This window comes from Rhodococcus parequi (assembly GCF_046042785.1).
Lineage (GTDB): Bacteria > Actinomycetota > Actinomycetes > Mycobacteriales > Mycobacteriaceae > Prescottella > Prescottella parequi.
In genome coordinates, this window is sequence record NZ_JBDLNV010000013.1 from 1 (window position 1) to 20778 (window position 20778).

Here is a 20778-nt window from a genome sequence, read left to right on the forward strand (position 1 = left end):
AGCCGGGGAACCCGCCCCCGGCGACGCCGTGCGCCGCGACCGCCAGTGCCGCCGCCAACGCGCCCACCGCACCACCGCGGAGCGCGGCGGTCGGGGCGGGTCGGTGGGCGGACACGGCGGTCGGGGCGAAGAGGTCAGCGGACGCCGAGGCGCGCCAGGATGTCGGCCTCGACGCCGTCGAGCTCGGAGGAGATCGCGTGGTGCGCCTGCTTGCGGCGGGCGGGCGGCATCTGCTCGGAGGCGTGGACGGCGGTCTCCAGGTCGGTGAGCCGGGCCCGGATCGCGGTCGCGAACTGCTGCGTCTCCGCGTCCCCGGGGTGGCGGGCGACGATCTCGGCGACCGACTTCTCGGCGCCGGCGATGCGCGCGCTGAGCTTGGCGCCGTGGCCGGTGTACTCGCCGAGCTGGTCGACGGCGATGCCCATGCGCTGCGCGCGCTGGGCGTCGAGCTGGCCGCGCAGCGCGGTCGCGCCGCGGTAGGCGAGCGGCACCACGACCGGGGCGAGCAGGCGGGCGACGCCCATGTAGCGGCGCAGCTGGGCGACCGTCAGACCCTTCTCGGCCGCCTTCACGGCGGCCTTCTCCTGCGCCTTCAGCGCCGAGATCTGGGCCTTGTCGACCTTCTTCTGGGCCTTCGCGTCCGACCGGTTCTTCCTGCGGTCGTTCTTGGCGCCGAGCTTGGCCTCGATCTTCGCCTTGTGCTTGAGCGCCTTCGCCTCGGCCTTGCGCGTGGCGCGCCGCTTACGTTTCTTGAACAACCCCACTGGAAAGGCCCCTCCATCTGGTGTTTCGGCGCGGCGGCGGACTGCGTCACAGCCTATCTGTGTTTGATCGGGCTCCGCCGCTTTCGGCTTTACCCTAGGTGAGCACATAATCTTCCACATCGTGTGTTCCCCCAACGGCCCGCAGGACGGCGCCCCCGTGCTCCTCGAGCCCGGTGCGCTGACGCGGTGCCGCCACCGTGTCCATCTCGATGCCACCTACCCCGACCTGCTGGCGGCGGCCCCCGAGAACACCGGAGTCAAACAGCGGCAGGACGCGGCGGCCGCGCAGCGCGAGGCGGTCCGCGTCCGGCTCATGGATGCCGACCCCGACGCGTGGGTGCGGATCGCGCCGGACGGTCCGGCCGGGCAGCGCGCCCGCGCCACTCTCGAGGCGTGCCGGGACGGGGCCGACAAGATCTGGGGTGCGGTACTGCCCACCGAGCGGGACACCGGGCGGCGCGGTCGCGTCGAGATCCTGCTGCGCGACGTCGACGGCGGCGGCTACATCCCCGTCATCGTCGTCAACCACAAGGTCACCGACCCGGGCACCGGCGCCACCACGACGGGGCTGTTCGAGTGGGCGCCCGCCGTCGACGAGAAGCGCAAGGTGCGCGCCCAGCTGCGCGACCAGATGCGGCTCGCGCAGGTGCACCGGATGCTCGAACGCCACGACCTGGCGAGCCCGGCGCTGCTGGGCGGTGCCATCGGTTACGGCGCCGACTGCGTGCTGGTGCACGACCTGTCCACCGTGCTCGACGACTACGACGAACGCTTCGCCGACCGGATCGCCGTCGCGCGCGGCGAGATCGCGACGGTGCCGTCGCAGATCGGCGAGTGCCGCTCGTGTCCGTGGTGGCCGGGCTGCCGCGAGAAGCTCGAGGAGACCCACGACGTGTCGCTGGTGGCGTCCGGGTCGCGGGCCGACGTGCTGCGTGAGCGCGGCGTACGCACCATCGAGCAGTTGGCGGCGTGGGAGGGCGACGCCCCGGAGGAGTGGCCGCACAATTCGTTCCACGACACCGTCGTCACCGCGAAGGCGTGGATCGCGCAGGCGCCGCTGGTGCGCCGCCACGACACCGTGACGGTGACCCGCGCCGACGTCGAGGTGGACGTCGACATGGAGAGCTACCAGGAGCACGGCGCCTACCTGTGGGGCACGCTGCTCAACGTCGCCGGCACGTCGGTGTACCGGCCGTTCGTGAGCTGGGATCCGGTGCCCACCGTCGACGAGGCGCGCTCGTTCGCCGAGTTCTGGATATGGCTCATGGCCGAGCGGGCGGGCGCCGCGGCGGCCGGGAAAACCTTTGCTGCGTACTGCTATTCGCGGTCCGCCGAGGACAAGTGGCTACTCGACTCGGCACGCCGCTTCGCGGGCATCGAGGGGATCCCCACGGTCGCCGAGATCCGCGAGTTCATCGACAGCCCGCAATGGGTGGACATCTACCAGGCCGTCGGCGACAACTTCGTGTGCCCGAACGGTAAGGGCCTCAAGAAGATCGCGCCCATCGCCGGGTTCCACTGGCGGGACGCCGAAGCCAACGGCGAGGCGTCGATGAGCTGGTACCGCGAGGCCGTCGGCTACGACGGCGACCCCGACCTCACCCAGCGTCAGCGCCTCCTCGAGTACAACGAGGACGACGTCATCGCCACCAAGGTGCTGCGCGAGTGGATGAGCGAGCGCGCCGTCGCCGAGATCCCGCACGAGTCGGAGCTGTAGCCAGGCCGCCCCGCCCTCGCGTTTTGCGCACTTATCGCGAGGGCGCGCGGTCCTATCCGGGAGATCCGGGCGGCCTCGCGATGAGTTTTCGGCGGGGTCCGGGTCTGTACCTGGGAGAGCACCCCACGAGACGGGAGACCCCCATGACCGCGCAGTTGCCCGCCGCCGAACTGGACCGCCGATACAGCGAGGAGAACGCGCCGCCGTCCACCTGGCCGCAGGTGACGGCCGCACTGGACGGCGCCGAGGTGTTCTGGCTGTCCACGGTCCGCGCCGACGGCCGACCGCACGTGACGCCGCTGATCGCGGTCCGGGTCGACGACCGGATGCACTTCTGCACCGGGCCCGACGAGCAGAAGGCGCGCAACCTCGCCGAAAGCAGTGCGTGCGCGCTGACGACCGGGTCGAACGCCCTCGGATCCGGGCTGGACGTCGTGATCGAGGGGCGGGCGGTGCGGATCTCGGATCCCGAGTCGCTGACCGGCATCGCCGACGCCTACCGCGCGAAGTACGGGTCGGACTGGAGCTTCGACGTCACGGACGGGCGGTTCGTCAACACCGCCGGAGGACCCGCCACGGTGTTCCGCGTCGAGCCGTCCACTGTCCTCGCGTTCGCGAAAGGTGAGTACGCGCAGACGCGTTGGCGCTTCTGATCCGCGCGTCCCCGGAGGGGCGTCGCCCCGAGGCACTCGCCCCGGGGCGGCGGGCTTCTACCGCGGCGCCATGCGCAGCGCGCCGTCCATGCGGACGGTCTCGCCGTTGAGGTAGTCGTGCTCGACGAGGAACTGCGCCAGCTGCGCGTACTCGTCGGGCTTGCCGAGGCGCGACGGGAACGGGATGCCGGCCTCGAGGTTGGTGCGGTACTCGTCGGTGACGCCCGCGAGCATCGGGGTGTCGATGGTGCCGGGGGCGATGGTGTTGACCCGGATGCCGACCTGCGCGAGGTCGCGCGCGGCGGTGATCGTCATGGCATGCACGCCGCCCTTCGACGCGGTGTAGGCGATCTGCCCGATCTGCCCCTCGAACGCCGCGACCGACGCGGTGTTGATGATGACGCCGCGCTGCCCCGAGTCGTCGACCGTCGGCAGGTGCTGCATCGCGTTGGCGGCCAGTCGCATCACGTTGAACGTGCCGAGCAGGTTGACGGTGATCACGGTGCGGAACAACTCGAGGTCGTGCGGGCCGTTCTTCGACAGGATCCGGCCCGCCCAGCCGACGCCGGCGCAGTTGACGACGGTGCGCAGCGGAACCCCCGACTCGCCGATCTTGTCGACGGCGCCCTGGACGTCGGCCTCGCTGGTGACGTCGGCGGGAAGGAACGTGACGCCTGCGGGCACGTTGTCGCCGGCTCGCTCGATCGACTGCGCCAGGTCGAGCCCGAACACGGTGGCGCCCGCGTCGGCGAAGCGCTTCGCGGTTGCGGCTCCGAGGCCGGAGGCTGCGCCGGTGATCAGTGCCGCGGTTCCCTGGATTTCCACTGCGGTTTCCCCTTCGCGTCGGGTCGACCCCTCACGGTCGGCCGTGTGACCTGCACCATAACGTGCGGTCGGGGCTGTCGCTGGGGTGTGCGTGCTGTTCATCGGCACGTGTCCCGGGGCGGGCTATGGTCGGCCTGATCCGTTGCTGTCGACCTCAGAGGAGGCACTCGATGTCGTTGACCGAGGTGTCCGCCGACCACCCCTACAGTCCGGCGTTCGTCGCCGCCGGCCTCGTCTTCGTCTCGGGCGCCCTGTCCGTCGACGAGAACTGCGTTCCGGTGCCGGGTCGCACGCAGGCGCTCGACGCCGCCGTCGACCGGATGGTCGAGCGTCTCGCGACCGTAGGCGGAGAACTGGGCGACGTCGTGAAGCTCACCTACTTCGTGACCGACCTGTCCCTGCGCGAGGAGGCGAACCGGCAGTTCGAGCGTCTCTTCGACGCCCCGCGACCGGCTCGTACCTTCGTCGAGGTGAGCGGACTGCCGTACGGCGCGACGGTCGAGATCGACGCGGTGGCCACGGCCGGCACGCGCGGCTGAGCCCGGCCTCGGTGCGGGGGTGGTGGCCGGATCGCACCGAAACCCTGGCCACACTCGCGCAGATGAGTGACACTGGGAGTGACACATATCTGGGGAGGGTGGAGCCGTGGATCGGAACACGCAGTACGACGCCGTGATCGTCGGTGCCGGCTTCGGCGGGATGGGCGCGGCGATCGCCCTGGGTCGGCTCGGGCTGACCAACCTGGCGATCCTCGAACGCGAAGACGACCTCGGCGGCACGTGGCACGTCAACCGCTACCCCGGGTTGGCCGTCGACATCGCGTCGGTCACCTATTCGTACTCGTTCGAACCGAATCCGCACTGGTCGCGGCTGTTCGCGCCCGGTGCCGAGCTCAAGCGATATGCCGAGCACGTCGCCGACAAGTACGACCTGCGCCGGTACATGCGCTTCGGCACCGTCGTCACCGGCGCCCGCTGGGACGAGGACGCCCGGCACTGGGTGGTGTCGACCGAGGGCGGCGGCCAGGTCACCGGGCGCTACCTGCTCACCGCGACCGGATTCCTCTCGCAGCCGCAGCTGCCGGCCATCGACGGCATCGACACGTTCGCCGGACGCGTCCTGCACACCACCGCGTGGGAAGACGGCATCGAGCTGGCGGGGTCGCGGGCCGCGATCATCGGCACCGGTGCCACCGCCGTCCAGCTGATCCCCGAGGTGGCCCGGAAGGCGCGGGAGCTCACCGTCTACCAGCGCACCCCGATCTGGGTGGTGCCGAAGCTCGACATGCCGATTCCTGCTGTGGTGCAACGACTCTTCTCGCGGGTGCCGACGACGCAGCGCGTGGCCCGTGCGGTCAGCGACGCCATTCTCGAAGGCATCATGGTCAGCGCGGTGCTGCACTACCGGCAGGCGAAGATCCTCAACAAGGGTGCCGCGGCGGCGTCGAAGCTGTTCCTGCGCGCGCAGGTGCGCGACGGTGGGTTGCGCCGGAAACTGACGCCCGACTACGACTTCGGCTGCAAGCGGCCGACGTTCTCCAACCACTACTACCGCACGTTCACGAAGAAGAACGTGAAGCTGGAAACCACGTCGATCGCGCGTATCGAGCCGGACGCCGTCGTCACCACCCACGGTCGGCGTACCGAGATCGACACCCTGATCCTGGCGACCGGCTTCAACCTGTGGGACGTGAACTTCCCGGCCATCGAGGTGATCGGGCGGGGCGGTCGCGACCTCGGAAAGTGGTGGCGGGACAATCGCTTCCAGGCGTACGAGGGTGTCGCGGTGCCGAAGTTCCCGAACTTCCTCACCCTGGCGAGCCCGTACTCGTACAGCGGGCTGTCGTACTTCACCACCATCGAATCGCAGATGGCGCACATGACCCGGCTGTTCACCGAGATGCGGCGCACAGGCGCCGACGTCTTCGAGGTGACCGAGGACGCCAACACCCGGTTCCTGGACCGGATGACCGCGAACCTCGATGACTCCGTCTTCTACGGCGGCAGCTGCGGCACGGCCCGGTCCTACTACTTCAACCAGCACGGCGAGGCAGCGCTGCTGCGTCCGACGTCGACGGCCAACGCCTTCGCGGAGGCGCGGAGCTTCCCGCTGGGCGACTATCGGATGGAGTCGGCGAGCGTGTGAGCGGAGGGGTCGCCTCTGGCGCCGAGTCGAGGACCCTCGGCGCAGTATCCTCGGAGGTCGCCCCACAACCCGAGGATCACCCATGCCTGACATCGACCCCGCCGCGACCGACGCCAACTTCAAACTGCTGCAGACCGACCCGTTCTTCGACGTGGTGGTCGATCTGATTGCCGGCTATCTCGCTTCGGCGTTCGACGACCCGGCCGCGGTGGAGGTGGATCAGTGGACCCTGAGCTGCCTCCCGGACACGAACAAGACCGCCGAACGGGAACGCCTGTTCGCGCTCAACATCGGTCCGATGGAAGTGCTGTACGTGGAGCGCTACACCGAGAACGGCGAGACCGTCGACTTCCGCACCGTGCTGTTCACGTCGCTGTCGGCGCTGCAGCGCAGCACCGGGTACAGCCTCGACGGGCTGGCGATGGCCAACCCGCTGCTGCGCTTCAAGCAGACCGAACACGCCTCCGCGGACGGTGACGGTGTGCTCATCGACTGGTTCCTCTCCGACGAGGGCGCCGACGAGCAGTTCTTCGAGCTGCCGCTGGACGAGACGACGATCCGTCCGCTGGCCGAGCTGCTGGTGAGCAAGGGGCGTGGCCCGTTCGCGCAGTACCACAACCGCTCGTTCGCGCAGCACGTTCTCGATGTCATGAACGAGGATGCCTGACATGGCGATTCGGCTCCCGAAGGTTCTCGGGGCCGATGACGGCGCCGCTGTCGAGGTCCTGCAGAGGTACTTCACCGAACCGCTCGTCAAGACCGGGTACCTGCGCAGTGGCGCACGGTGGGACACCTGGGACTCGACCGGCACCCGCGGGCGAGACGCCGACGTCTTCACGGCGGACGACCTCGTGGCGGTCACGATGCTGTCGGTCGACGTGTCTCCGGACGGCGCGCAGATCCTGTTGCGCGAGCGCGGTGCGGAGTTCGCCGAGCTGCTGGCTGCCGTCGGCCCCGACCGCGACCTCGTCGACGAGGCGGCCGAACCGACCCCCGAGTCTCCGGTGTGCCGGCTCGAGACGGCGCTCTGGACGGTCCCGAGCATCGGCCGCACCGTCGCGTCCAAGCTGATCGCCCGGAAACGCCCGCGTCTGTTCCCGATCTACGACCGAGTGATCGGCGAGGTCCTCGACACCAAGCAGGCGCACCTCGATCCCGTGCGCCGGGCGCTCCGTGCGAACGACGGCGAATTGCACCGGCGACTCGTCTCGCTGCGCGAACAGGCCGGGCTGGACGACGCGGTGCCTGCGCTGCGGATCCTCACGGTGCTCGCGTGGATGCAGCTCAAGTCTCCGCACTGATCTGCGGGCGATGAGTTCCGCGTCCCCGCCCGGTCGATATCTGTGAGATGGATTTCGACGGACGGAGGCACGCATGACTACCGAATACGACCTTGGGCCGGCGTCGATGCAGGTGGCGCGGGTGGCCGACGGGGTACGCGACGAGCACCTCGATCTCCCGACGCCCTGCACCGACTGGTCGGTGGCCGACCTGTTGCGCCACCTGCTCGAGCTGACCGACGCGTTCACGGCCGCGGCCCGCAAGACCCCGTTCCCCGGGGACGGGTCGGCGCGGCCGACGGAACTACCGGCGGACTGGCGGGCGCGGCTCGAACGGCAACTCGATGCACTGCCCGCCGCGTGGCGTGAGCCCGGAGCCTGGGAGGGCGAAGCGGCGGCCGGCGGCGTGACCATGCCCGCCGCCGTCATGTGCACGGTAGCGATCGACGAGCTGGTGCTGCACGGCTGGGACCTCGCGCGCGCCACCGGTCAGCCCTTCGAATCCGATCCGGCCAGCGTCGAGGCGAGCCTGAGCTTCGCGGCCTCGATGTCGGTGCCGGGGGAGGAGGCGGGCCGCCAGGGGCTCTACGGGCCGGTGGTTCCGGTCCCGGACGACGCCTCCGATCTGGATCGGCTCCTCGGATACGCCGGACGCAATCCGCGCTGGGCGCCGTCCGGCGAGATGGTGGGCGACTAGCCGCTGCGACCTTCGGGGATCATGGGTCGGCATGCGGTAGCGCCGAACCCTGATGGAGGAACAGTGTCCGATACCCGGCAGCCGGTGGACTACGGCGACGTGGCGGGTGCGGTCGTCACTGCCCTGCCCGACGCGGGACACCGGGGTGTGAACCGGCTGAGCGTCGCAGTCGTCACCGAGGCGCAGTCCTTCGATGCGCTGCTCGCAGCATTCCGGGGAATCGAGGCGGCCCATCGCAACGACGGCCGCTGCTTCCTGACGCTGGACGACCCGAACCAGTGCCTCTACACGAGCGGCCACGCGCGCGGTAAGCACGATCTGGACGGGGACGTGGAGTACCCGGACGACGAGACCGACGAGGCCGTCCTCGCCTACGACACCGCGGTGTTCGAGTCGGCCCGGGCGGTGCTCACGGACCCGGACCACGCGGTGCGATGGGAGGACGTGTGCGGTTCGCTCGTCACCGCGCCGAGCGACATCGATGCACTGGTCGCGCTCAATCGCGATCCCGGTCTGGTGGTGGACGACGTGCACGTGGTGCAGTGCCTGCCGACCGAGGACGACATCGACCTGCTCGCCGACCTCCCCAACGGCTACTTCGGCGGCGACTGGACGCCGTTCGAGAGTTGTACGGTGGCGCGCCGGATGCGGGAGCGGCACGGGTACGAACTGGCCGGGATCGGCGCGTCCACGCTCGGGTTCCTGAGTGTCCTCGATCCCGAGCAGCGCGACGTCGACGCGCTCATCGCGGACCTGCGGGAGCTGTACGGGCAGCGAGATGCGGACGCCTGGAACGAACTCCGCGCCGTGCTGCGTGGCTCGTCGGTGCTGCTGCTCGGCTACACGGAGAACTTCGCGGACCTCACCGAGTCCTAGATCGAGCCGGCGAACGGCTGCGGGTCAGCCTCCGAGTTCGGAGAACCGCTGCGCGTTCGACTCCTCGGCGGCCTCGTAATTCGCCGCGATCTTCTCGAACACCGACCGCATCTCCTCGACGACGGTGATGTGGTCGGCGAGCGCCTGATCGAGCGGATACTCACCGCCCGACGCCTTCTGCCCGAACTTGCGGGCCAGCGCGACGCCGGACGGCAGGTGGCCGAGGCCGTCGATACGGGCGAGGCGTTTGGCGTCTCGCTGGAGGGTGACCAGTTCGCGGTGCAGTTCGGCGCAGCGGGCCGCGCACCTTTCGGCGACACCGGCCTCGAGGAAGAGTTCACCGGCATCGACCATCGCGCCGAGTTCGCTCCATGACGAGGTCGTCCACATGATCGAGCCCTTTCGTCAGCGAGGCAGGGCCGGTTCGAGAAGCTGTGCGTTCTCGACCGCAAGAGGGCATGGGCTTTCGGACGGTGGCAGGCCCTTCGCGTAGTCGGCCTGCAGCATCAACGTGTCCGGCCCGGCGGCGAGGACGACGTCGCAGTGCTCGTTGCGCTTGTCCGACGTCTCACGAACTGTGAATGCTTCGCGTCCGTTGATTTCGATGGGTGTCACGTCGGTGAATCGCTCATTGGCGAGGATCGAGTCGAGCGGTCGGCCGGTGGCAAAGATCGTGACGAAGAAGGAGACGTCCGGGTCGTTCCAACTGCACAGACTCCAACCCGGCTGCTTGACGTCTTGGATGTCCCGCTCCTCCGACGACGGATCCATCCCCAGGGCGCGCAGCACCTCGTCCGGAATGCTGCACGGATCGAATGCCGGCTCCCCGGCGTCAGCCTTGGGAGTCTCGGCCTGCCCCTCGACGCTGGTCGATCCGCAACCGGCCAGGCCCACGACACTGACCGCCGCGAGAACGGCGACCCCATATCGACCCACTGACCTCACGTTTCCCCCTCGATTCGCTCAGACGACTCGCTCATTGGATCAGACGCAGCGCGCCGGCACCCGGTTCCATCGGATGACCCGCCGCGACGACCAGTGACTCGCACCACCCTTTTCAAAGATACGATCACGATATATCGTGAGTGTGTCGGAAACGATGAAAGGAAGAACCGATGAGGAACATGAATCACCGGCGAGGGCCGGAACAGATGCACGGACACCCCGCGTGGGGTGAGGAGACGGGCCGTCAGCGCCGCCATCACCGCCCCTTCGACGGCGAGGACCCCCGCATGCGCGGTGGTCGGGGCCGGGGTCGCGGACACGGTGGACCCCGCGGACGCGGTGGCATGGGTCGAGCAGGTCGCGGCGACGTCCGCGCAGCCGTCCTGCTCCTGCTGAAGGAGGACTCGATGTACGGCTACCAACTGATGCAGACCATCACCGATCGCACCAACGGTGCCTGGCGCCCGAGCGCCGGCGCGATCTACCCGAAGCTCCAGCAGTTGGAGGACGAGGGCCTGGTGCAGACGACCGCCGAGGGCGGCCGCAAGCTCGTCACCCTCACCGATACCGGACGCGAGTTCGTCGAGCAGAACGCCGAATCCTGGGGCGACCCCTTCGCCTTCGCGGGATCGGGACCCGATCTACGCGGACCGCTCCACGACCTGCACGGCGCCGCCCGTCAGGTCCAGATGTCCGGAACCGCCGAGCAACTCGCTGCGGCGGAGAAGGTACTCACCGACGCCCGACGGGCGCTCTACCTGATCCTGGCCGGCGACGACCAGGACGCGGGCTCAGGCGACACCGCCACGGAGTCGTGAATACCGGCGTGACCGGTCACCCGGTCACGAAAGGCGCTGCGCGCCGAGCGGTTCGAAGTCGAACTCGTTCTCGCCGAACAACTCCGCCGTTTCGGCGCGCAGCACCGTCACCGCCGCATCCAGTGAACGTCCGAGCAACCGCAGCGAGTTCATCCCCTGCGAGCAGTACACCGGGAACTCGCCGTGCTCGTCGCGAGCGGCGGTGTCCCACACCAGCACGTCCCCGTTCTCGCTGATCGCGAAGACACGCAGCGAGTCGATCAGCGACCAGTCGCCGTCCGGTTCGATCATCCAGTCGAACTCCTCTGCCCGGCCGTCGCGGTAGGCCTCCCGCAGCCGTTCGGTGAGAATGCGGCTCCGGGCCTGCCAGCCGTCCGCGTGGCCGTCGAGCACGGGCGGATACACGAGCCACAGACCGAACAATCGGCCCCAGCCGAGACCGCGTACGAAGTCGCGATACGACGCCGGGAATCCGCTGCCGTCGGGAAATGCGTACGACTCCAGCAGGTCGAGGTCGAGGTGCGTCACCGTGGGCGTGCCCTGCACGCGGATCGAGGAGAACTCGGACATACGTCAGCGAATCCCGTCCCGCCGCAAGGCGATCGAGACCGCGGCGGCCCGCGAGTCGACACCGAGCTTGGCGTAGATGTGTGCCAGGTGGGTTTTCACGGTCGCCTCGCTGATGAACAGCCGTTTGCCGAGTTCCTTGTTTGTCAGACCCTCCGCGAGCAGGCTCAGCAACTCCGCCTCCCGTGCCGTCAGGGCCTGGTCGGGGCGTCGCATCCGGTCCAGCACCCGCGAGGCCACCGGCGGCGACAACACGCTGCGGCCGGCCACGGCGCCCCGGATCGCGCCGAAGATGTCCTGCGGCGCAGAGTCCTTGAGCAGATATCCGATCGCGCCGGCGTCGAGCGCGCGCACCACGTCGGCGTCGGTGTCGTACGTGGTGAACACCAACACCGGCTGCTCGGGGCGAGCCGCGCGGATGCGCCGGATCGCCTCCACACCATCGATTCCCGCGCCGAGCGCCAGATCCATCATCACCACGTCGGGGGACCGGTCCGCGGCCATCGCAACGGCGTCCTCGCCGGTGTCGGCCTCACCGATCACCTCGACGTCCGGCTGCGAATCGAGTAGCGCCCGCAGGCCGGCACGCACCACGAGATGGTCGTCGACCAGCAGCACCGAGATCACGACGCGTCCCCGACCGGGATCTGCGCCGCGACCACGGTGCCCTCGCCGGGCGCGCTCTCCACCGAGAACGTGCCGCCGAGGGCCTCGACGCGCTGCCGCATCGCCGGGAGGCCGAACCCACTCGTCTCGCCCACCACGAATCCGGTGCCGTCGTCGAACACGTCGAGGGCGACGGCGTCGGGCAGGTACGTCAGGGTCACCCCCACAGTGTGCGCGTTCGCGTGCCGTCGAATGTTCGACGCCGCGCTCTGCGTGATCCGCAGCAGCGCGTGCTCGACGTCCGACGGCAGTGCGACGGGCTCACCGATCACCCGCAACTGCGCCGACGGCACGTACCCGCGGACGGCGGCCAGCAGGGCGGCGTCGAGTGTCTGCGTCGCGAGGTCGGGGGAGCTGAGGTAGTGGACGAGGTTGCGGGTCTCGGCGAGGTTCTCGCGCAGCGAGCGGGTGGCCACCCGCACCTCGTCGCGGGCCCGTGGCCCGGACCGCTCCCACACCTCGTCGGCCGCCTCGAGGTGCAGCAGCGCGCTGGTGAGGCCCTGCGTGACGGTGTCGTGGATCTCCCGCGCGAGACGCTCGCGCTCGGACAGCACGCCGGCCTCCCGCTCGGTCTCGGCGAGCCGTGACTTGGCGTCGACGAGTTCGCCGAGGAGGCGTTCGCGCTCGGCGCTGTCCCGCTCCACCTGCCCGTAGGCGAGCACGATCAGCGCCCCGGTGCACAGCGGGGCCAGTAGCACCGCCCACTCGGTGCGGCCGCTGAACGACGCGAACTCGATGCCCGCGAACACCGCGAGCACCGCGACGATGAGGTACGCCGCCCAGCGCGGGAACGCGCGTGTGCACAGGAAGAAGATCGGGAACGCCGTCCACGCGAAGCTCGGCGCCAGCCACACCAGCGCCACCCACGACGTCAGCACCGGCCACACCCACGGCTGCCACGCACCGCCGCGCCGCGACAGCACCACGATCTCCGCGTATAGCGCCGCCAGCGCGACGATCAGCCCGGCGACCACGAGCCACCGTCCGCTCACCCCGTGATAGGTCAGGTAGCGGGCCGTCGACGCCGCGAGCAGCACGTAGAACGACAGGTGGATCGCGGCACCGAGCGGTCCGCGAAAGGCGGCGGTGTCCGCGTTTTCCCGGTTGCCCTGCATCGGGCCGATCCTACGGACGCCGCGACGAACCGGGATCGGCCATTCGGATGATCCGACGGTGGCCGCGCGGCCGATGCCGCGAACCCGGCACCGGCGCGAGGGTGGAATCACTCGATTTCCCCCGTTCGAAAGGCCACCGATGAACCTGTCCCGCCGCCTCCCCCGCGCCCTCGCGATCACCGTTCCCGCCGTCGCCCTGCTCGCCGCGACCGCCTGCGGATCCAGCCAGGACTCGACCGCAACGCCGTCCGGCACCGAGGTCGCCCCGGTCGCGATGTCGTCGCAGAAGCCCGGCGACGCCGAGAAGGGCACCGTGTCGGCCGATCGGCTGTCGGTGGCGACCGCCGGCCGCGCCGCGCAGGCCGCACTCGCCAAGTGCCAGGCCGACGGTCTCGGCTTCGTCACCGTCTCGGTCGTCGACCGGTTCGGCAGCGTGCAGGCGATGCTGCGCGGTGACAATGCTGCCGAGCACACCGTCGAGGCCGCGCGGGCGAAGGGTTACACCGCCGCCGCGTTCGGCGCGAACACCAGCGACCTCGCCGGCCGCGTGAAGGGCGACGGCCCGACGATCGCCGACCTGCCCGGCACGCTGTTCCTCCCCGGCGGCGTGAGCGTCAAGGTCGGCAACGCGTCGATCGCCGGGATCGGTGTGGGCGGTGCACCCGACGGCAACGCCGATCAGGCTTGCGCGGCAGCGGGTCTCGCGGAGATCGCCGGCAGCCTGCAGTGAGAGCGGCTGTTCTGGTGGCCGCCGTCGCCCTGACGGCGGCCGCCTGCGGCACCGCCGATGTCGTCGAGACGCCGGCCGCCCCCACACCTCCCGCCGTCACCTCGGCAACCGCGGAAGCCGTGCCGTCCTCCACCCCGGACCTCGAACGCCGCCTCGTCGCGGCCACCAAGGCGAACGAGGTCGCGGAAGCGATCGCGCTGATCGAGGCCGGGACCGACGTGAACGCCAAGGACGCCATCGAGGATTCGGCATTCCTGTACGCCGGTGCGGAAGGCTTGAACGACATTCTCGTCGCGACGCTCGAACACGGTGCGGACGTGCATTCCACCAACCGGTTCGGCGGTACTGCGCTCATTCCCGCGGCCGAGCACGGCCATGTCGAGACGGTCCGCATCCTCATCGACGCCGGCGTGCCGGTGAACCACGTCAACGACCCGGGTTGGACGGCGCTGCTCGAGGCCGTCGTCTACGGCGACGGTTCGGCGCGCTACGTCGACGTCGTGGGGCAACTCCTGGACGCCGGAGCCGACCCGTCGATCCGGGACGCTCGCGGGCTGACGGCGCTGCAGAATGCGCAGGCCCGCGGCCAGCAGGACGTCGTCGCGCTCTTGACCGCGGCCGAGGCGAACTGACGAGTCGTCAGACTTCGCGGTGGGCGAGGAGGTCGGCGATCCGGGCGAACGGTTCGCGGGAGCCGACGGTCACCACCGCGAGGGCCGCGGCGGCTGCGGCGAGATTCTCCGGCAGTGTCGCGGGCTCGACGAGGATCAGCGTCCGTAGCGTCGGAAACGCGAGGGCGTCGGCGGTGAGCGGGGTCTGCCCGTCGACGACGAGCACCCGCGCTGGTCCCGACGCCTGTGCACCGGGGCGGGCTGTGTTCGCCAGTGTGGTGCTCAGGTCGCCGGACAGCGTCACGTACGACACCGCGGTGCGGTAGCCGGACAGGGTGAGTCCCTCGTCGGTGAGCGCCCGGTGCAGCCGCAGCATCGGCATCGCGATGACGACGGTGGACCCGCCCGCCGGTACCACGGTGAGCGGTTCGGGGAGGTCGTCACCACCGAGCACACCGTCGCCGAGTTCCTCCGCGGCGGTGGCCCAGAACGTCCCGTCGGCGACCAGATCGGCGGACACCGTGCGGACGAAATCCAGGAACGTCTGCTCGATGCGCCGCAACGCGGGGTCGCCGGCTCCTCGGGTGTCCCGTAGCGCTGTCGCGTACGCTGCCGCGAGCGCCCCGAGGGCGGGCAGCGATGGGGCGAGCATCTGCTCGGCTCCGGTATGCAGGTCCACCCAGTCGACGCGACCGGCCCGCCGATCGACGCGCAACTCCGTCAGGTCGCCGTCGCGGGCGATCACCGCCGCGCCGTCACCCGCGAACCGAGGATTCGACCACTGCCCCGGGTAGGGGAGCGCGCACACCTCGTCGGTCAGGTGCGCCGTGATGTCGGCGTCGTCGATCACCCGGGATTGCTTTCCGTATCAGACGATTCGGCGTTCAGGCGGGATCCTGGATCCGGGCCCACGGCTTGGCCGCCTCGAGCTCGTAGGCGAGTTCGAGCAGGGTGCGCTCGTCGCCGTGGTTCGCGGAGAAGTGTGACGCCAGTGGCAGACCGGTCGAGGTCTGGTGCAGCGGCAGGGAGATGGCGGGCCCGCCGGTGGCGTTGTTGAGTGGCGTGAAGGCCGCGTAGTTCACCAGGCGCTCGAGAAGGGTGTCGAAATCCTGTGCGGGCGAGAGGTAACCGATCTTCGGGGTGGTGTGACTCAGGACCGGCGACAGCACCACGTCGTAGTTCCGGAACATTCTCGAGTAGGCGTTCGCGCTGCGGCGGAGCCGATAGAGCATGCGGGGCGTCTGCGCCAAGTGCTTGCGGTACAACGCGTCGAGTCCTCGGCTGAGGTTGTCGGTGCCGGTCCGCTCGAACGACGGCCCGAACATGCGCTTGCCGCCGGTGAGGACGGCGAACGACAGGAATCCCCAGTAGAGCCGGAAATCGTTCATGAACGTGGCGTCGACCGGCAGCGTCGCCTCCTCCACGTGGTGGCCGAGCGAATCGAGCAGATCTGCGGTGGCCTGCACCGACTTCCGCGTCTCGTCGTCGGTGGGCACACCCGTCACGGAGTCGACGATCACTCCGATCCGCAGGCGCGCGGAGCCGGCGCCCTCGACGAGCCGGATCGGCGGCTGCTTCGGGTTGCGGAAGTAGCGTTCGGCGGCCGCGTAGAACCGTGCGGAGTCGCGCACCGACCGGGTGACCACGCCCTGGGAGATGATGCGGATCGGCATCGTCTTGTCGGTCGCGTCGGCCACGGTGCGACCACGTGTCGGTTTGAGACCGACGAGTCCGCAAGCGGCAGCCGGAATCCGGATGGAACCGCCGCCGTCGTTGGCGTGCGCGAACGGCAGCGCCCCGGACGCCACCAACGCCGCGGAGCCTCCTGACGACGCCCCCGCCGAGTAGTCGGGATCCCAGGGATTGCGCACCGGATCGGCGTCCTCGTACTCGGTGGATGCGCTGAACCCGAACTCGGGCAGCCTGCTCTTGCCGATCGACACGGCGCCGGTGGACAGGAACTGGTCGACGAAGTCGCTGTTGCGCGCCGCCGGGGTCGGGGTGAACGCCGCGCTGCCGTGCCCGGTCGGCACACCCGCGACGTCCACGTTGTCCTTCACGATCGTGGGGACGCCGGCGAAGACGCCCGGGCGGGGGGTGTCGGCGTGCCGCGCCGCCTGCTCGAAGTCGGCGAACTGGATGCCGTTCAGCGGCCCCTGCACCAGCTCGGCGCGCTCGATCGCAGCCTCGACCACTTCGCGCGCGGACACCTCACCCGACGCGATCCGGGCCGCGACGCCGGTGGCATCGAGATCGCCGAGGGCGTCGTCACGAAACGCATGCACACGCGGAGTGGCCGTCATGTCCGGAGTGTAGGACGAGACGACCTCCGCGGGGAACCGTCGCGAAGCGAATGCTCAGGGCGTGTCGACGCGATCGGCCATGGCGGCGCGGATCGCCCGCATCTCGGTGCGCAGCGAGTCCAGTTCGGAGCGGATGTCCTGCACCTCGTCCGGAGCCTTCTCCGGCTGTGTCGGTTCGGCCGCGGCGGTCTGCTTGGCGGCCCGTTTCCGCGGGCGCACGGGCGGCGGTGTGGGAGCCCCCGACGGCGGCGGTACGAAGCCGTTGAGGAACACCGTCGTGAGCATCTCGGTGAGGGCGTCGATGTCCTGACCGAGGGTGTTGCGGTGCCATCGCACCGACATGAACACACATTCGCGCATCATCCGCTGGAACTCGAAGATGTCTATGCCCGAATTGAATTCGCCGTCCCGGACGCCGGCCTCGACCACGCTGTACCAGGCGTCGTGCGAGGCATCGACCGCGTCGGCGATGTCCGCGTAGCTGGGCAGGGCCGAGAGGTTCGCGAAGTCGTTCTGGTAGATCTCAGTCGCGTACGGGTGCAGGTCGGCGACCTCGAGCGAGGCGCGGACGATGCGCACGAGTCGGGTCCGCGCGCTCTCCGGTTCGGCCACGACCGCGCGGTACCGTTCCACGAGATCGGTCAGAAAGCTGACCAGGATCTCCGAGACGATCGCGTCCTTGGACTTGAAGTAGTGGTACAACGTCCCCGAGTTCAGGCCCACGGCCTCGCCGATCTCCCGGATCGTCGTGGCCGCGATGCCCCGATCGGAGAACAACCGCGCCGATTCGGTCAGGATGACTTCGCGTCGACCCGCTGACGCCACGCTCACTCCTCATTGTCCAGGTATTCGGTTCGACCGAGTACCACCGAAGGCTAGCAGCGGTGAACTGGACGATTGATCGACGAAGCGCTTGCTCGGTGTGGTGGTCAGCGCGGCAGCCCCTTCGCGCCGGCCGGTGCGGGCGTGTACTTGTGCCCCCACACCGCGCCCTCGGTGATCCGGTAGGTGGGCGCGGGGCCCTCGATCCGCTCACCACCCCAACCGATCTCGGTGGCATGGCCGTCGGGGGAGTAGACGTAGAACGACAGCATCCGGTCGTTGGTGTGCTTGCCGAGCGATTGCATCATGGGGATGCCGAGGCTGTCGACACGGTCGAGGGCCTTGCCGACATCGTCGAGGTCCGCCGTCTCCACCATGAGGTGCAGCAGGTTCGGGCCCTCGGCCGGGTTGAGCCCGAGCGTGTGCTGCCGGGGGTTGCAGCCCAGGAAGTAGCTGGTGCCCCCGGGCAGCTCGAGCGAGTTGCGTTCGGCGAATCCCAGGACACCCACGTAGAACTCGTAGGCGGCCTCGGTGTCGACGACGTTCAGGATGACGTGACCCATGCCCTGATCGCCCGTGACGAAGCCGGATCCGTGCGGCAGGTCGACCGGTCGGTGATCGAGCACCGGCCCGTAGAACAACTCCACCCGGTTGCCCGACGGGTCGTCGAACCCCGCGAACCCCGTGACCTGGCGCAGCGCACACTCCTCCGGCGTCCCGGCGTGGGTCTCGATGCCCGACGCCTCGACGCGGGCCACCAGGTCCTTCAGGTCGGTGCGGTCGAGGACCTCGAACCCGACCGACTCCAGGCCGGGCGTCGCGGATTCGGTGACCACCAGTCGCGGCGGGTAGTCGTCCATCCGGTAGTGCTGCGAGCCCGGCAGGGGACCCGCGACGGGCATCATGCCGAGGAAATCGGCCGCGAAGGGCTTCCACCTCGCCGCCGACTCGACGTTCAGGCGCAGGTATCCCAGCGAGAGAACAGGCATTGTGAATTCTCCTCGGATCAGTAGAGGGTGCCGGGGTTCCCGGTGAGCAGGTATTCGCCGTACTCGTGGTCGGAGCGGTCCGGCAGATTGACCGCGTGGTGCTGACCGGCGTGGACGTCGCGCCAGACCGCCTGCAGCGCGCTCGACGTCGCGATGGAACGGGGCCCGCCCACCTGGTAGGCCTTGTCGGCGGCGGAGACGGCGAGTCGCACGGCGGCGATGTGGTCGCGCCGGGTGCGCTGACGGACCCCCATGGACACCTGGTCGCCGCGTTCGACGGCGGCGTAGGCGTCGGCGAGGTTGGCCTGCAGGATCCGGTACGCGGTGTCGACCTCGAAGTCGGCTTCGGTCAGGCGCGCCAGCGTGGCCGGGTGCGGCAACTTGGAAGTGTCGACTGCCAAGCGGGACTTGTGAATTCCCACCGCCTCGTCGAGCACCCGGCGCGACATGCCCACCAGCGGCATCACGACGGCATTGACGAACAATGTGTACCAGGGAAGTCGGAACAGGCCCGCGGGGTTCACCTCGTTGCCGGGGTAGCGCTCCGCGTAGAGGTCCGCGACGTCGAGCACGCGGTGGTCCGGTACGAAGGCGCCGTCGACGACGATGTCGTTGCTGCCGGTGCCCGCCAGGCCGGACGTGAACCAGACGTCGTCGATCGTGTAGTCGGCGCGGGGGAGCAACAGATGCACCTGCTGCCCGGTGCGGCGCCCCTCCGCGTCGAGGACCATCGCGCCGACGAACACCCAGTCGCAGTGGTCGCTGCCCGACGAGAAGCCCCACCGCCCGGTCAGTTCGAAGCCACCGGGCACGATGCGGGCGGTGCCGGCCGGGCTGTACGACGAGCTGATCCACGCGTCGGGATTGTCGCCCCACACGTCGTGCTGCGCCCGGTCCGGGTACAGGCCCAGATGCCACGAGTGGACGCCGACGACGCCGGTCACCCAACCCGCCGAGCTCGACAGCCGGGCGATCTCGTGCATCGCGGCGTTGAAGACCCCGGGGCCGGACTCGAAGCCGCCGTAGCGTTTGGGCTGGAGGAGTCGCATGATGCCCGCGTCGCGCAGGATCTTGGCGGAGTCGTCGGAGAGCCTACGCTGTTCGACGCAGTCGGTTTCGAGGTCGCGCATCCGGTCGCCGGCGGCCAGGACCGAATCGATGGCTTCGTGCTGAAACTGCATGGTGAAGAGCACCTTTCGTCAGCGGGGAGCGGGAGACCTAGCGGGTGAGGAAGTCCGTGACCAGTGACTCGAAGTCGTGCTTGCGCTCGACCTGGGCCCAGTGCCCGCACTCGCCGAGGATGTGCAGGTCCGCCTTGGGCATCCGCCGCAGAGCGAACAGGGCGCCGTCCGGCGGCAGCATGCGATCGTCGCGTCCCCACGTCACCAGCGTCTTGTGCGGGATCTCGTCGGTGCGCGCCCACAGCGGTGCCTTGCCGGGCAGCCCGAGCGATGCCATCACCGCGCGCATGCGTTCGATGGCCCGCGGCGCGGTGGCATTGGCCCAGCGCTCGTCGAGCAGCTGCGGCGTGATCGTCGCCGGGTCGTACACCATCGAGTCGACCCACGCCTCGAGCGCCTCGCGGGTCGGGTCCACCAGGAAGGCGTTGAGGCGGCGCGCCCCCTCGCTCATCATCGGACCGAGCAGCGGTGCGTACAGGCCGCCCGGGCCCATCAGTGCCATCCGCTCGACCCGTTCGGGGGCGAGCGCTGCCGTCTCGAGCGCGACCCAGCCGCCCATCGAGTTGCCCAGCAGGTGCGCCTTCTCGATGCCGAGGTCGTCGAGCAGCGTGACGATCGTTTCCGCGGCGATCTCGGGGTACGGCCGGTCGTACGTCATGTCCGGGCTCGCACCGAATCCCGGCATGTCCACGACGATGGTGCGGAAGTTGCGGGCGAAGACCGGCAGGTTCTTCGAGAAGTTCGACCACCCGGACACGCCCGGTCCGGACCCGTGCAGCAACACGAGGGGGTGGCCCTCGCCGGCCTCGTGGAAGTGCAGCTTGTCGGTCGAGGAAGGGCCGCGGGTGGTGCCGGCGTAGTCGAGCGTGTCCATTCTGGTCCCATCTTCCGTGCGCTCTCATCGGCGGCGCAAGAAGCCTTGAGCGCGAACCGATCTCGGTGACAGTTCGAATCCTGATGTTGGGTCGTGAGCCTACGGTCACCCTGGAGATCAATCAAGCGATTGAGTGAGATTGGTTCGCCGATGTTCCGCTACGTAGGATGTTCGGGCATACGAAGACAAGTATTCGGTGA

At 69.5% G+C, this 20778-nt stretch carries 24 protein-coding genes; 11 read left to right on the top strand and 13 right to left on the bottom strand.

The window, feature by feature from the left end; all coding sequences use genetic code 11:
* Positions 1–134 precede the first annotated feature (134 nt).
* Positions 135–764 carry a DUF6474 family protein gene (locus tag ABEU20_RS24525; RefSeq protein ID WP_420166999.1) on the bottom strand — a complete coding sequence of 210 codons (630 nt, stop codon included), beginning with the start codon at positions 762–764 and terminating at the stop codon, positions 135–137.
* Positions 765–885: 121 nt separating this feature from the next.
* On the opposite strand from ABEU20_RS24525, the gene ABEU20_RS24530 reads away from it, so the two are divergent.
* Both ABEU20_RS24530 and ABEU20_RS24535 read left to right on the top strand, forming a co-directional pair.
* The gene (locus tag ABEU20_RS24530; protein WP_420167000.1) at positions 886–2481 is read left to right on the top strand and encodes a TM0106 family RecB-like putative nuclease; all 1596 of its coding nucleotides are present in this window, start codon (positions 886–888) and stop codon (positions 2479–2481) included.
* A gap of 143 nt (positions 2482–2624) precedes the next feature.
* Positions 2625–3134, top strand: a complete 510-nt coding sequence (locus tag ABEU20_RS24535) for a pyridoxamine 5'-phosphate oxidase family protein (protein ID WP_420167001.1) — start codon at positions 2625–2627, stop codon at positions 3132–3134.
* A 57-nt stretch (positions 3135–3191) separates the two neighbouring features.
* Here ABEU20_RS24535 and ABEU20_RS24540 read toward each other — a convergent pair whose 3' ends face one another.
* Entirely contained in the window at positions 3192–3959 is a 768-nt protein-coding gene (locus ABEU20_RS24540) for an SDR family NAD(P)-dependent oxidoreductase (protein ID WP_005516432.1), read from the bottom strand.
* Positions 3960–4129: 170 nt separating this feature from the next.
* On the opposite strand from ABEU20_RS24540, the gene ABEU20_RS24545 reads away from it, so the two are divergent.
* The 6 genes from ABEU20_RS24545 (at position 4130) to ABEU20_RS24570 (ending at position 8957) form a co-directional block, all read left to right on the top strand.
* Positions 4130–4498, top strand: a complete 369-nt coding sequence (locus ABEU20_RS24545; RefSeq protein WP_420167002.1) for a RidA family protein — start codon at positions 4130–4132, stop codon at positions 4496–4498.
* 160 nt (positions 4499–4658) lie between these two features.
* Complete coding sequence (locus tag ABEU20_RS24550; RefSeq protein ID WP_420167046.1) at positions 4659–6104, top strand: flavin-containing monooxygenase; 1446 nt, start codon at positions 4659–4661, stop codon at positions 6102–6104.
* Positions 6105–6186: 82 nt separating this feature from the next.
* The gene (locus ABEU20_RS24555) at positions 6187–6771 is read left to right on the top strand and encodes a hypothetical protein (protein WP_420167003.1); all 585 of its coding nucleotides are present in this window, start codon (positions 6187–6189) and stop codon (positions 6769–6771) included.
* 1 nt (position 6772) lies between these two features.
* On the top strand, positions 6773–7405 hold the full coding sequence (locus tag ABEU20_RS24560; RefSeq protein ID WP_420167004.1) for a DUF6308 family protein: 633 nt from the start codon (positions 6773–6775) through the stop codon (positions 7403–7405).
* 73 nt (positions 7406–7478) lie between these two features.
* Positions 7479–8081, top strand: coding sequence for a TIGR03086 family metal-binding protein (locus tag ABEU20_RS24565; protein ID WP_420167005.1), 603 nt, complete (start codon positions 7479–7481; stop codon positions 8079–8081).
* A gap of 63 nt (positions 8082–8144) precedes the next feature.
* Positions 8145–8957, top strand: coding sequence for a hypothetical protein (locus tag ABEU20_RS24570; RefSeq protein ID WP_420167006.1), 813 nt, complete (start codon positions 8145–8147; stop codon positions 8955–8957).
* A 24-nt stretch (positions 8958–8981) separates the two neighbouring features.
* Here ABEU20_RS24570 and ABEU20_RS24575 read toward each other — a convergent pair whose 3' ends face one another.
* Both ABEU20_RS24575 and ABEU20_RS24580 read right to left on the bottom strand, forming a co-directional pair.
* A complete protein-coding gene (locus tag ABEU20_RS24575; protein ID WP_420167007.1) occupies positions 8982–9347 on the bottom strand; it encodes a hypothetical protein in 366 nt (121 codons plus the stop codon).
* Between the two features lie 15 nt (positions 9348–9362).
* Positions 9363–9893, bottom strand: coding sequence for a DUF3558 domain-containing protein (locus ABEU20_RS24580; RefSeq protein WP_420167008.1), 531 nt, complete (start codon positions 9891–9893; stop codon positions 9363–9365).
* Positions 9894–10072: 179 nt separating this feature from the next.
* On the opposite strand from ABEU20_RS24580, the gene ABEU20_RS24585 reads away from it, so the two are divergent.
* Positions 10073–10720 (top strand): PadR family transcriptional regulator, encoded by a 648-nt coding sequence (locus tag ABEU20_RS24585; RefSeq protein ID WP_420167009.1) that lies wholly within the window; start codon positions 10073–10075, stop codon positions 10718–10720.
* Positions 10721–10744: 24 nt separating this feature from the next.
* Here the strand turns inward: ABEU20_RS24585 and ABEU20_RS24590 are convergent, their stop codons facing one another.
* The 3 genes from ABEU20_RS24590 to ABEU20_RS24600 are packed head-to-tail and all read right to left on the bottom strand — an operon-like array spanning position 10745 to position 13068.
* Positions 10745–11290 (bottom strand): hypothetical protein, encoded by a 546-nt coding sequence (locus ABEU20_RS24590; protein ID WP_420167010.1) that lies wholly within the window; start codon positions 11288–11290, stop codon positions 10745–10747.
* Between the two features lie 3 nt (positions 11291–11293).
* Positions 11294–11914, bottom strand: a complete 621-nt coding sequence (locus ABEU20_RS24595) for a response regulator (protein WP_420167011.1) — start codon at positions 11912–11914, stop codon at positions 11294–11296.
* Positions 11911–13068: a sensor histidine kinase gene (locus tag ABEU20_RS24600; protein WP_420167012.1), complete on the bottom strand. Its 1158-nt coding sequence runs from the start codon at positions 13066–13068 to the stop codon at positions 11911–11913. Before ABEU20_RS24600 ends, ABEU20_RS24595 begins: the two co-directional genes overlap by 4 nt.
* Before the next feature lie 139 nt (positions 13069–13207).
* On the opposite strand from ABEU20_RS24600, the gene ABEU20_RS24605 reads away from it, so the two are divergent.
* Together ABEU20_RS24605 and ABEU20_RS24610 are read left to right on the top strand one after the other, a co-directional pair.
* On the top strand, positions 13208–13798 hold the full coding sequence (locus ABEU20_RS24605) for a GlcG/HbpS family heme-binding protein (RefSeq protein ID WP_420167013.1): 591 nt from the start codon (positions 13208–13210) through the stop codon (positions 13796–13798).
* Positions 13795–14430 carry an ankyrin repeat domain-containing protein gene (locus ABEU20_RS24610; RefSeq protein ID WP_420167014.1) on the top strand — a complete coding sequence of 212 codons (636 nt, stop codon included), beginning with the start codon at positions 13795–13797 and terminating at the stop codon, positions 14428–14430. The genes ABEU20_RS24605 and ABEU20_RS24610 overlap by 4 nt, the downstream gene beginning before the upstream one ends.
* 7 nt (positions 14431–14437) lie before the next feature.
* Here ABEU20_RS24610 and ABEU20_RS24615 read toward each other — a convergent pair whose 3' ends face one another.
* From ABEU20_RS24615 to ABEU20_RS24640, 6 genes are all read right to left on the bottom strand, one after another.
* Positions 14438–15259, bottom strand: coding sequence for a hypothetical protein (locus tag ABEU20_RS24615; protein ID WP_420167015.1), 822 nt, complete (start codon positions 15257–15259; stop codon positions 14438–14440).
* A gap of 34 nt (positions 15260–15293) precedes the next feature.
* Positions 15294–16712, bottom strand: a complete 1419-nt coding sequence (locus ABEU20_RS24620) for an amidase (RefSeq protein ID WP_420167016.1) — start codon at positions 16710–16712, stop codon at positions 15294–15296.
* Positions 16713–16766: 54 nt separating this feature from the next.
* Positions 16767–17537: a TetR/AcrR family transcriptional regulator gene (locus tag ABEU20_RS24625; protein WP_420167017.1), complete on the bottom strand. Its 771-nt coding sequence runs from the start codon at positions 17535–17537 to the stop codon at positions 16767–16769.
* Between the two features lie 104 nt (positions 17538–17641).
* Entirely contained in the window at positions 17642–18523 is an 882-nt protein-coding gene (locus tag ABEU20_RS24630; protein ID WP_420167018.1) for a VOC family protein, read from the bottom strand.
* Positions 18524–18540: 17 nt separating this feature from the next.
* Positions 18541–19704, bottom strand: coding sequence for an acyl-CoA dehydrogenase family protein (locus tag ABEU20_RS24635; protein ID WP_420167019.1), 1164 nt, complete (start codon positions 19702–19704; stop codon positions 18541–18543).
* A 37-nt stretch (positions 19705–19741) separates the two neighbouring features.
* The gene (locus ABEU20_RS24640) at positions 19742–20578 is read right to left on the bottom strand and encodes an alpha/beta fold hydrolase (protein ID WP_420167020.1); all 837 of its coding nucleotides are present in this window, start codon (positions 20576–20578) and stop codon (positions 19742–19744) included.
* Positions 20579–20778: the final 200 nt, after the last annotated feature.

What these genes read in the sequence shown, in the direction of transcription:
- ABEU20_RS24535 (WP_420167001.1), top strand. Translation starts at nt 2,625, where the DNA reads ATGACCGCGCAGTTGCCCGCCGCCGAACTGGACCGCCGATACAGCGAG.
- ABEU20_RS24555 (WP_420167003.1), top strand. Translation starts at nt 6,187, where the DNA reads ATGCCTGACATCGACCCCGCCGCGACCGACGCCAACTTCAAACTGCTG.
- ABEU20_RS24585 (WP_420167009.1), top strand. Translation starts at nt 10,073, where the DNA reads ATGAGGAACATGAATCACCGGCGAGGGCCGGAACAGATGCACGGACAC.
- ABEU20_RS24635 (WP_420167019.1), bottom strand. Translation starts at nt 19,704, where the DNA reads ATGCAGTTTCAGCACGAAGCCATCGATTCGGTCCTGGCCGCCGGCGAC.
- ABEU20_RS24605 (WP_420167013.1), top strand. Translation starts at nt 13,208, where the DNA reads ATGAACCTGTCCCGCCGCCTCCCCCGCGCCCTCGCGATCACCGTTCCC.
- ABEU20_RS24550 (WP_420167046.1), top strand. Translation starts at nt 4,659, where the DNA reads ATGGGCGCGGCGATCGCCCTGGGTCGGCTCGGGCTGACCAACCTGGCG.
- ABEU20_RS24620 (WP_420167016.1), bottom strand. Translation starts at nt 16,712, where the DNA reads ATGACGGCCACTCCGCGTGTGCATGCGTTTCGTGACGACGCCCTCGGC.
- ABEU20_RS24545 (WP_420167002.1), top strand. Translation starts at nt 4,130, where the DNA reads ATGTCGTTGACCGAGGTGTCCGCCGACCACCCCTACAGTCCGGCGTTC.
- ABEU20_RS24600 (WP_420167012.1), bottom strand. Translation starts at nt 13,068, where the DNA reads ATGCAGGGCAACCGGGAAAACGCGGACACCGCCGCCTTTCGCGGACCG.
- ABEU20_RS24630 (WP_420167018.1), bottom strand. Translation starts at nt 18,523, where the DNA reads ATGCCTGTTCTCTCGCTGGGATACCTGCGCCTGAACGTCGAGTCGGCG.
- ABEU20_RS24560 (WP_420167004.1), top strand. Translation starts at nt 6,773, where the DNA reads ATGGCGATTCGGCTCCCGAAGGTTCTCGGGGCCGATGACGGCGCCGCT.
- ABEU20_RS24590 (WP_420167010.1), bottom strand. Translation starts at nt 11,290, where the DNA reads ATGTCCGAGTTCTCCTCGATCCGCGTGCAGGGCACGCCCACGGTGACG.
- ABEU20_RS24640 (WP_420167020.1), bottom strand. Translation starts at nt 20,578, where the DNA reads ATGGACACGCTCGACTACGCCGGCACCACCCGCGGCCCTTCCTCGACC.
- ABEU20_RS24565 (WP_420167005.1), top strand. Translation starts at nt 7,479, where the DNA reads ATGACTACCGAATACGACCTTGGGCCGGCGTCGATGCAGGTGGCGCGG.
- ABEU20_RS24575 (WP_420167007.1), bottom strand. Translation starts at nt 9,347, where the DNA reads ATGTGGACGACCTCGTCATGGAGCGAACTCGGCGCGATGGTCGATGCC.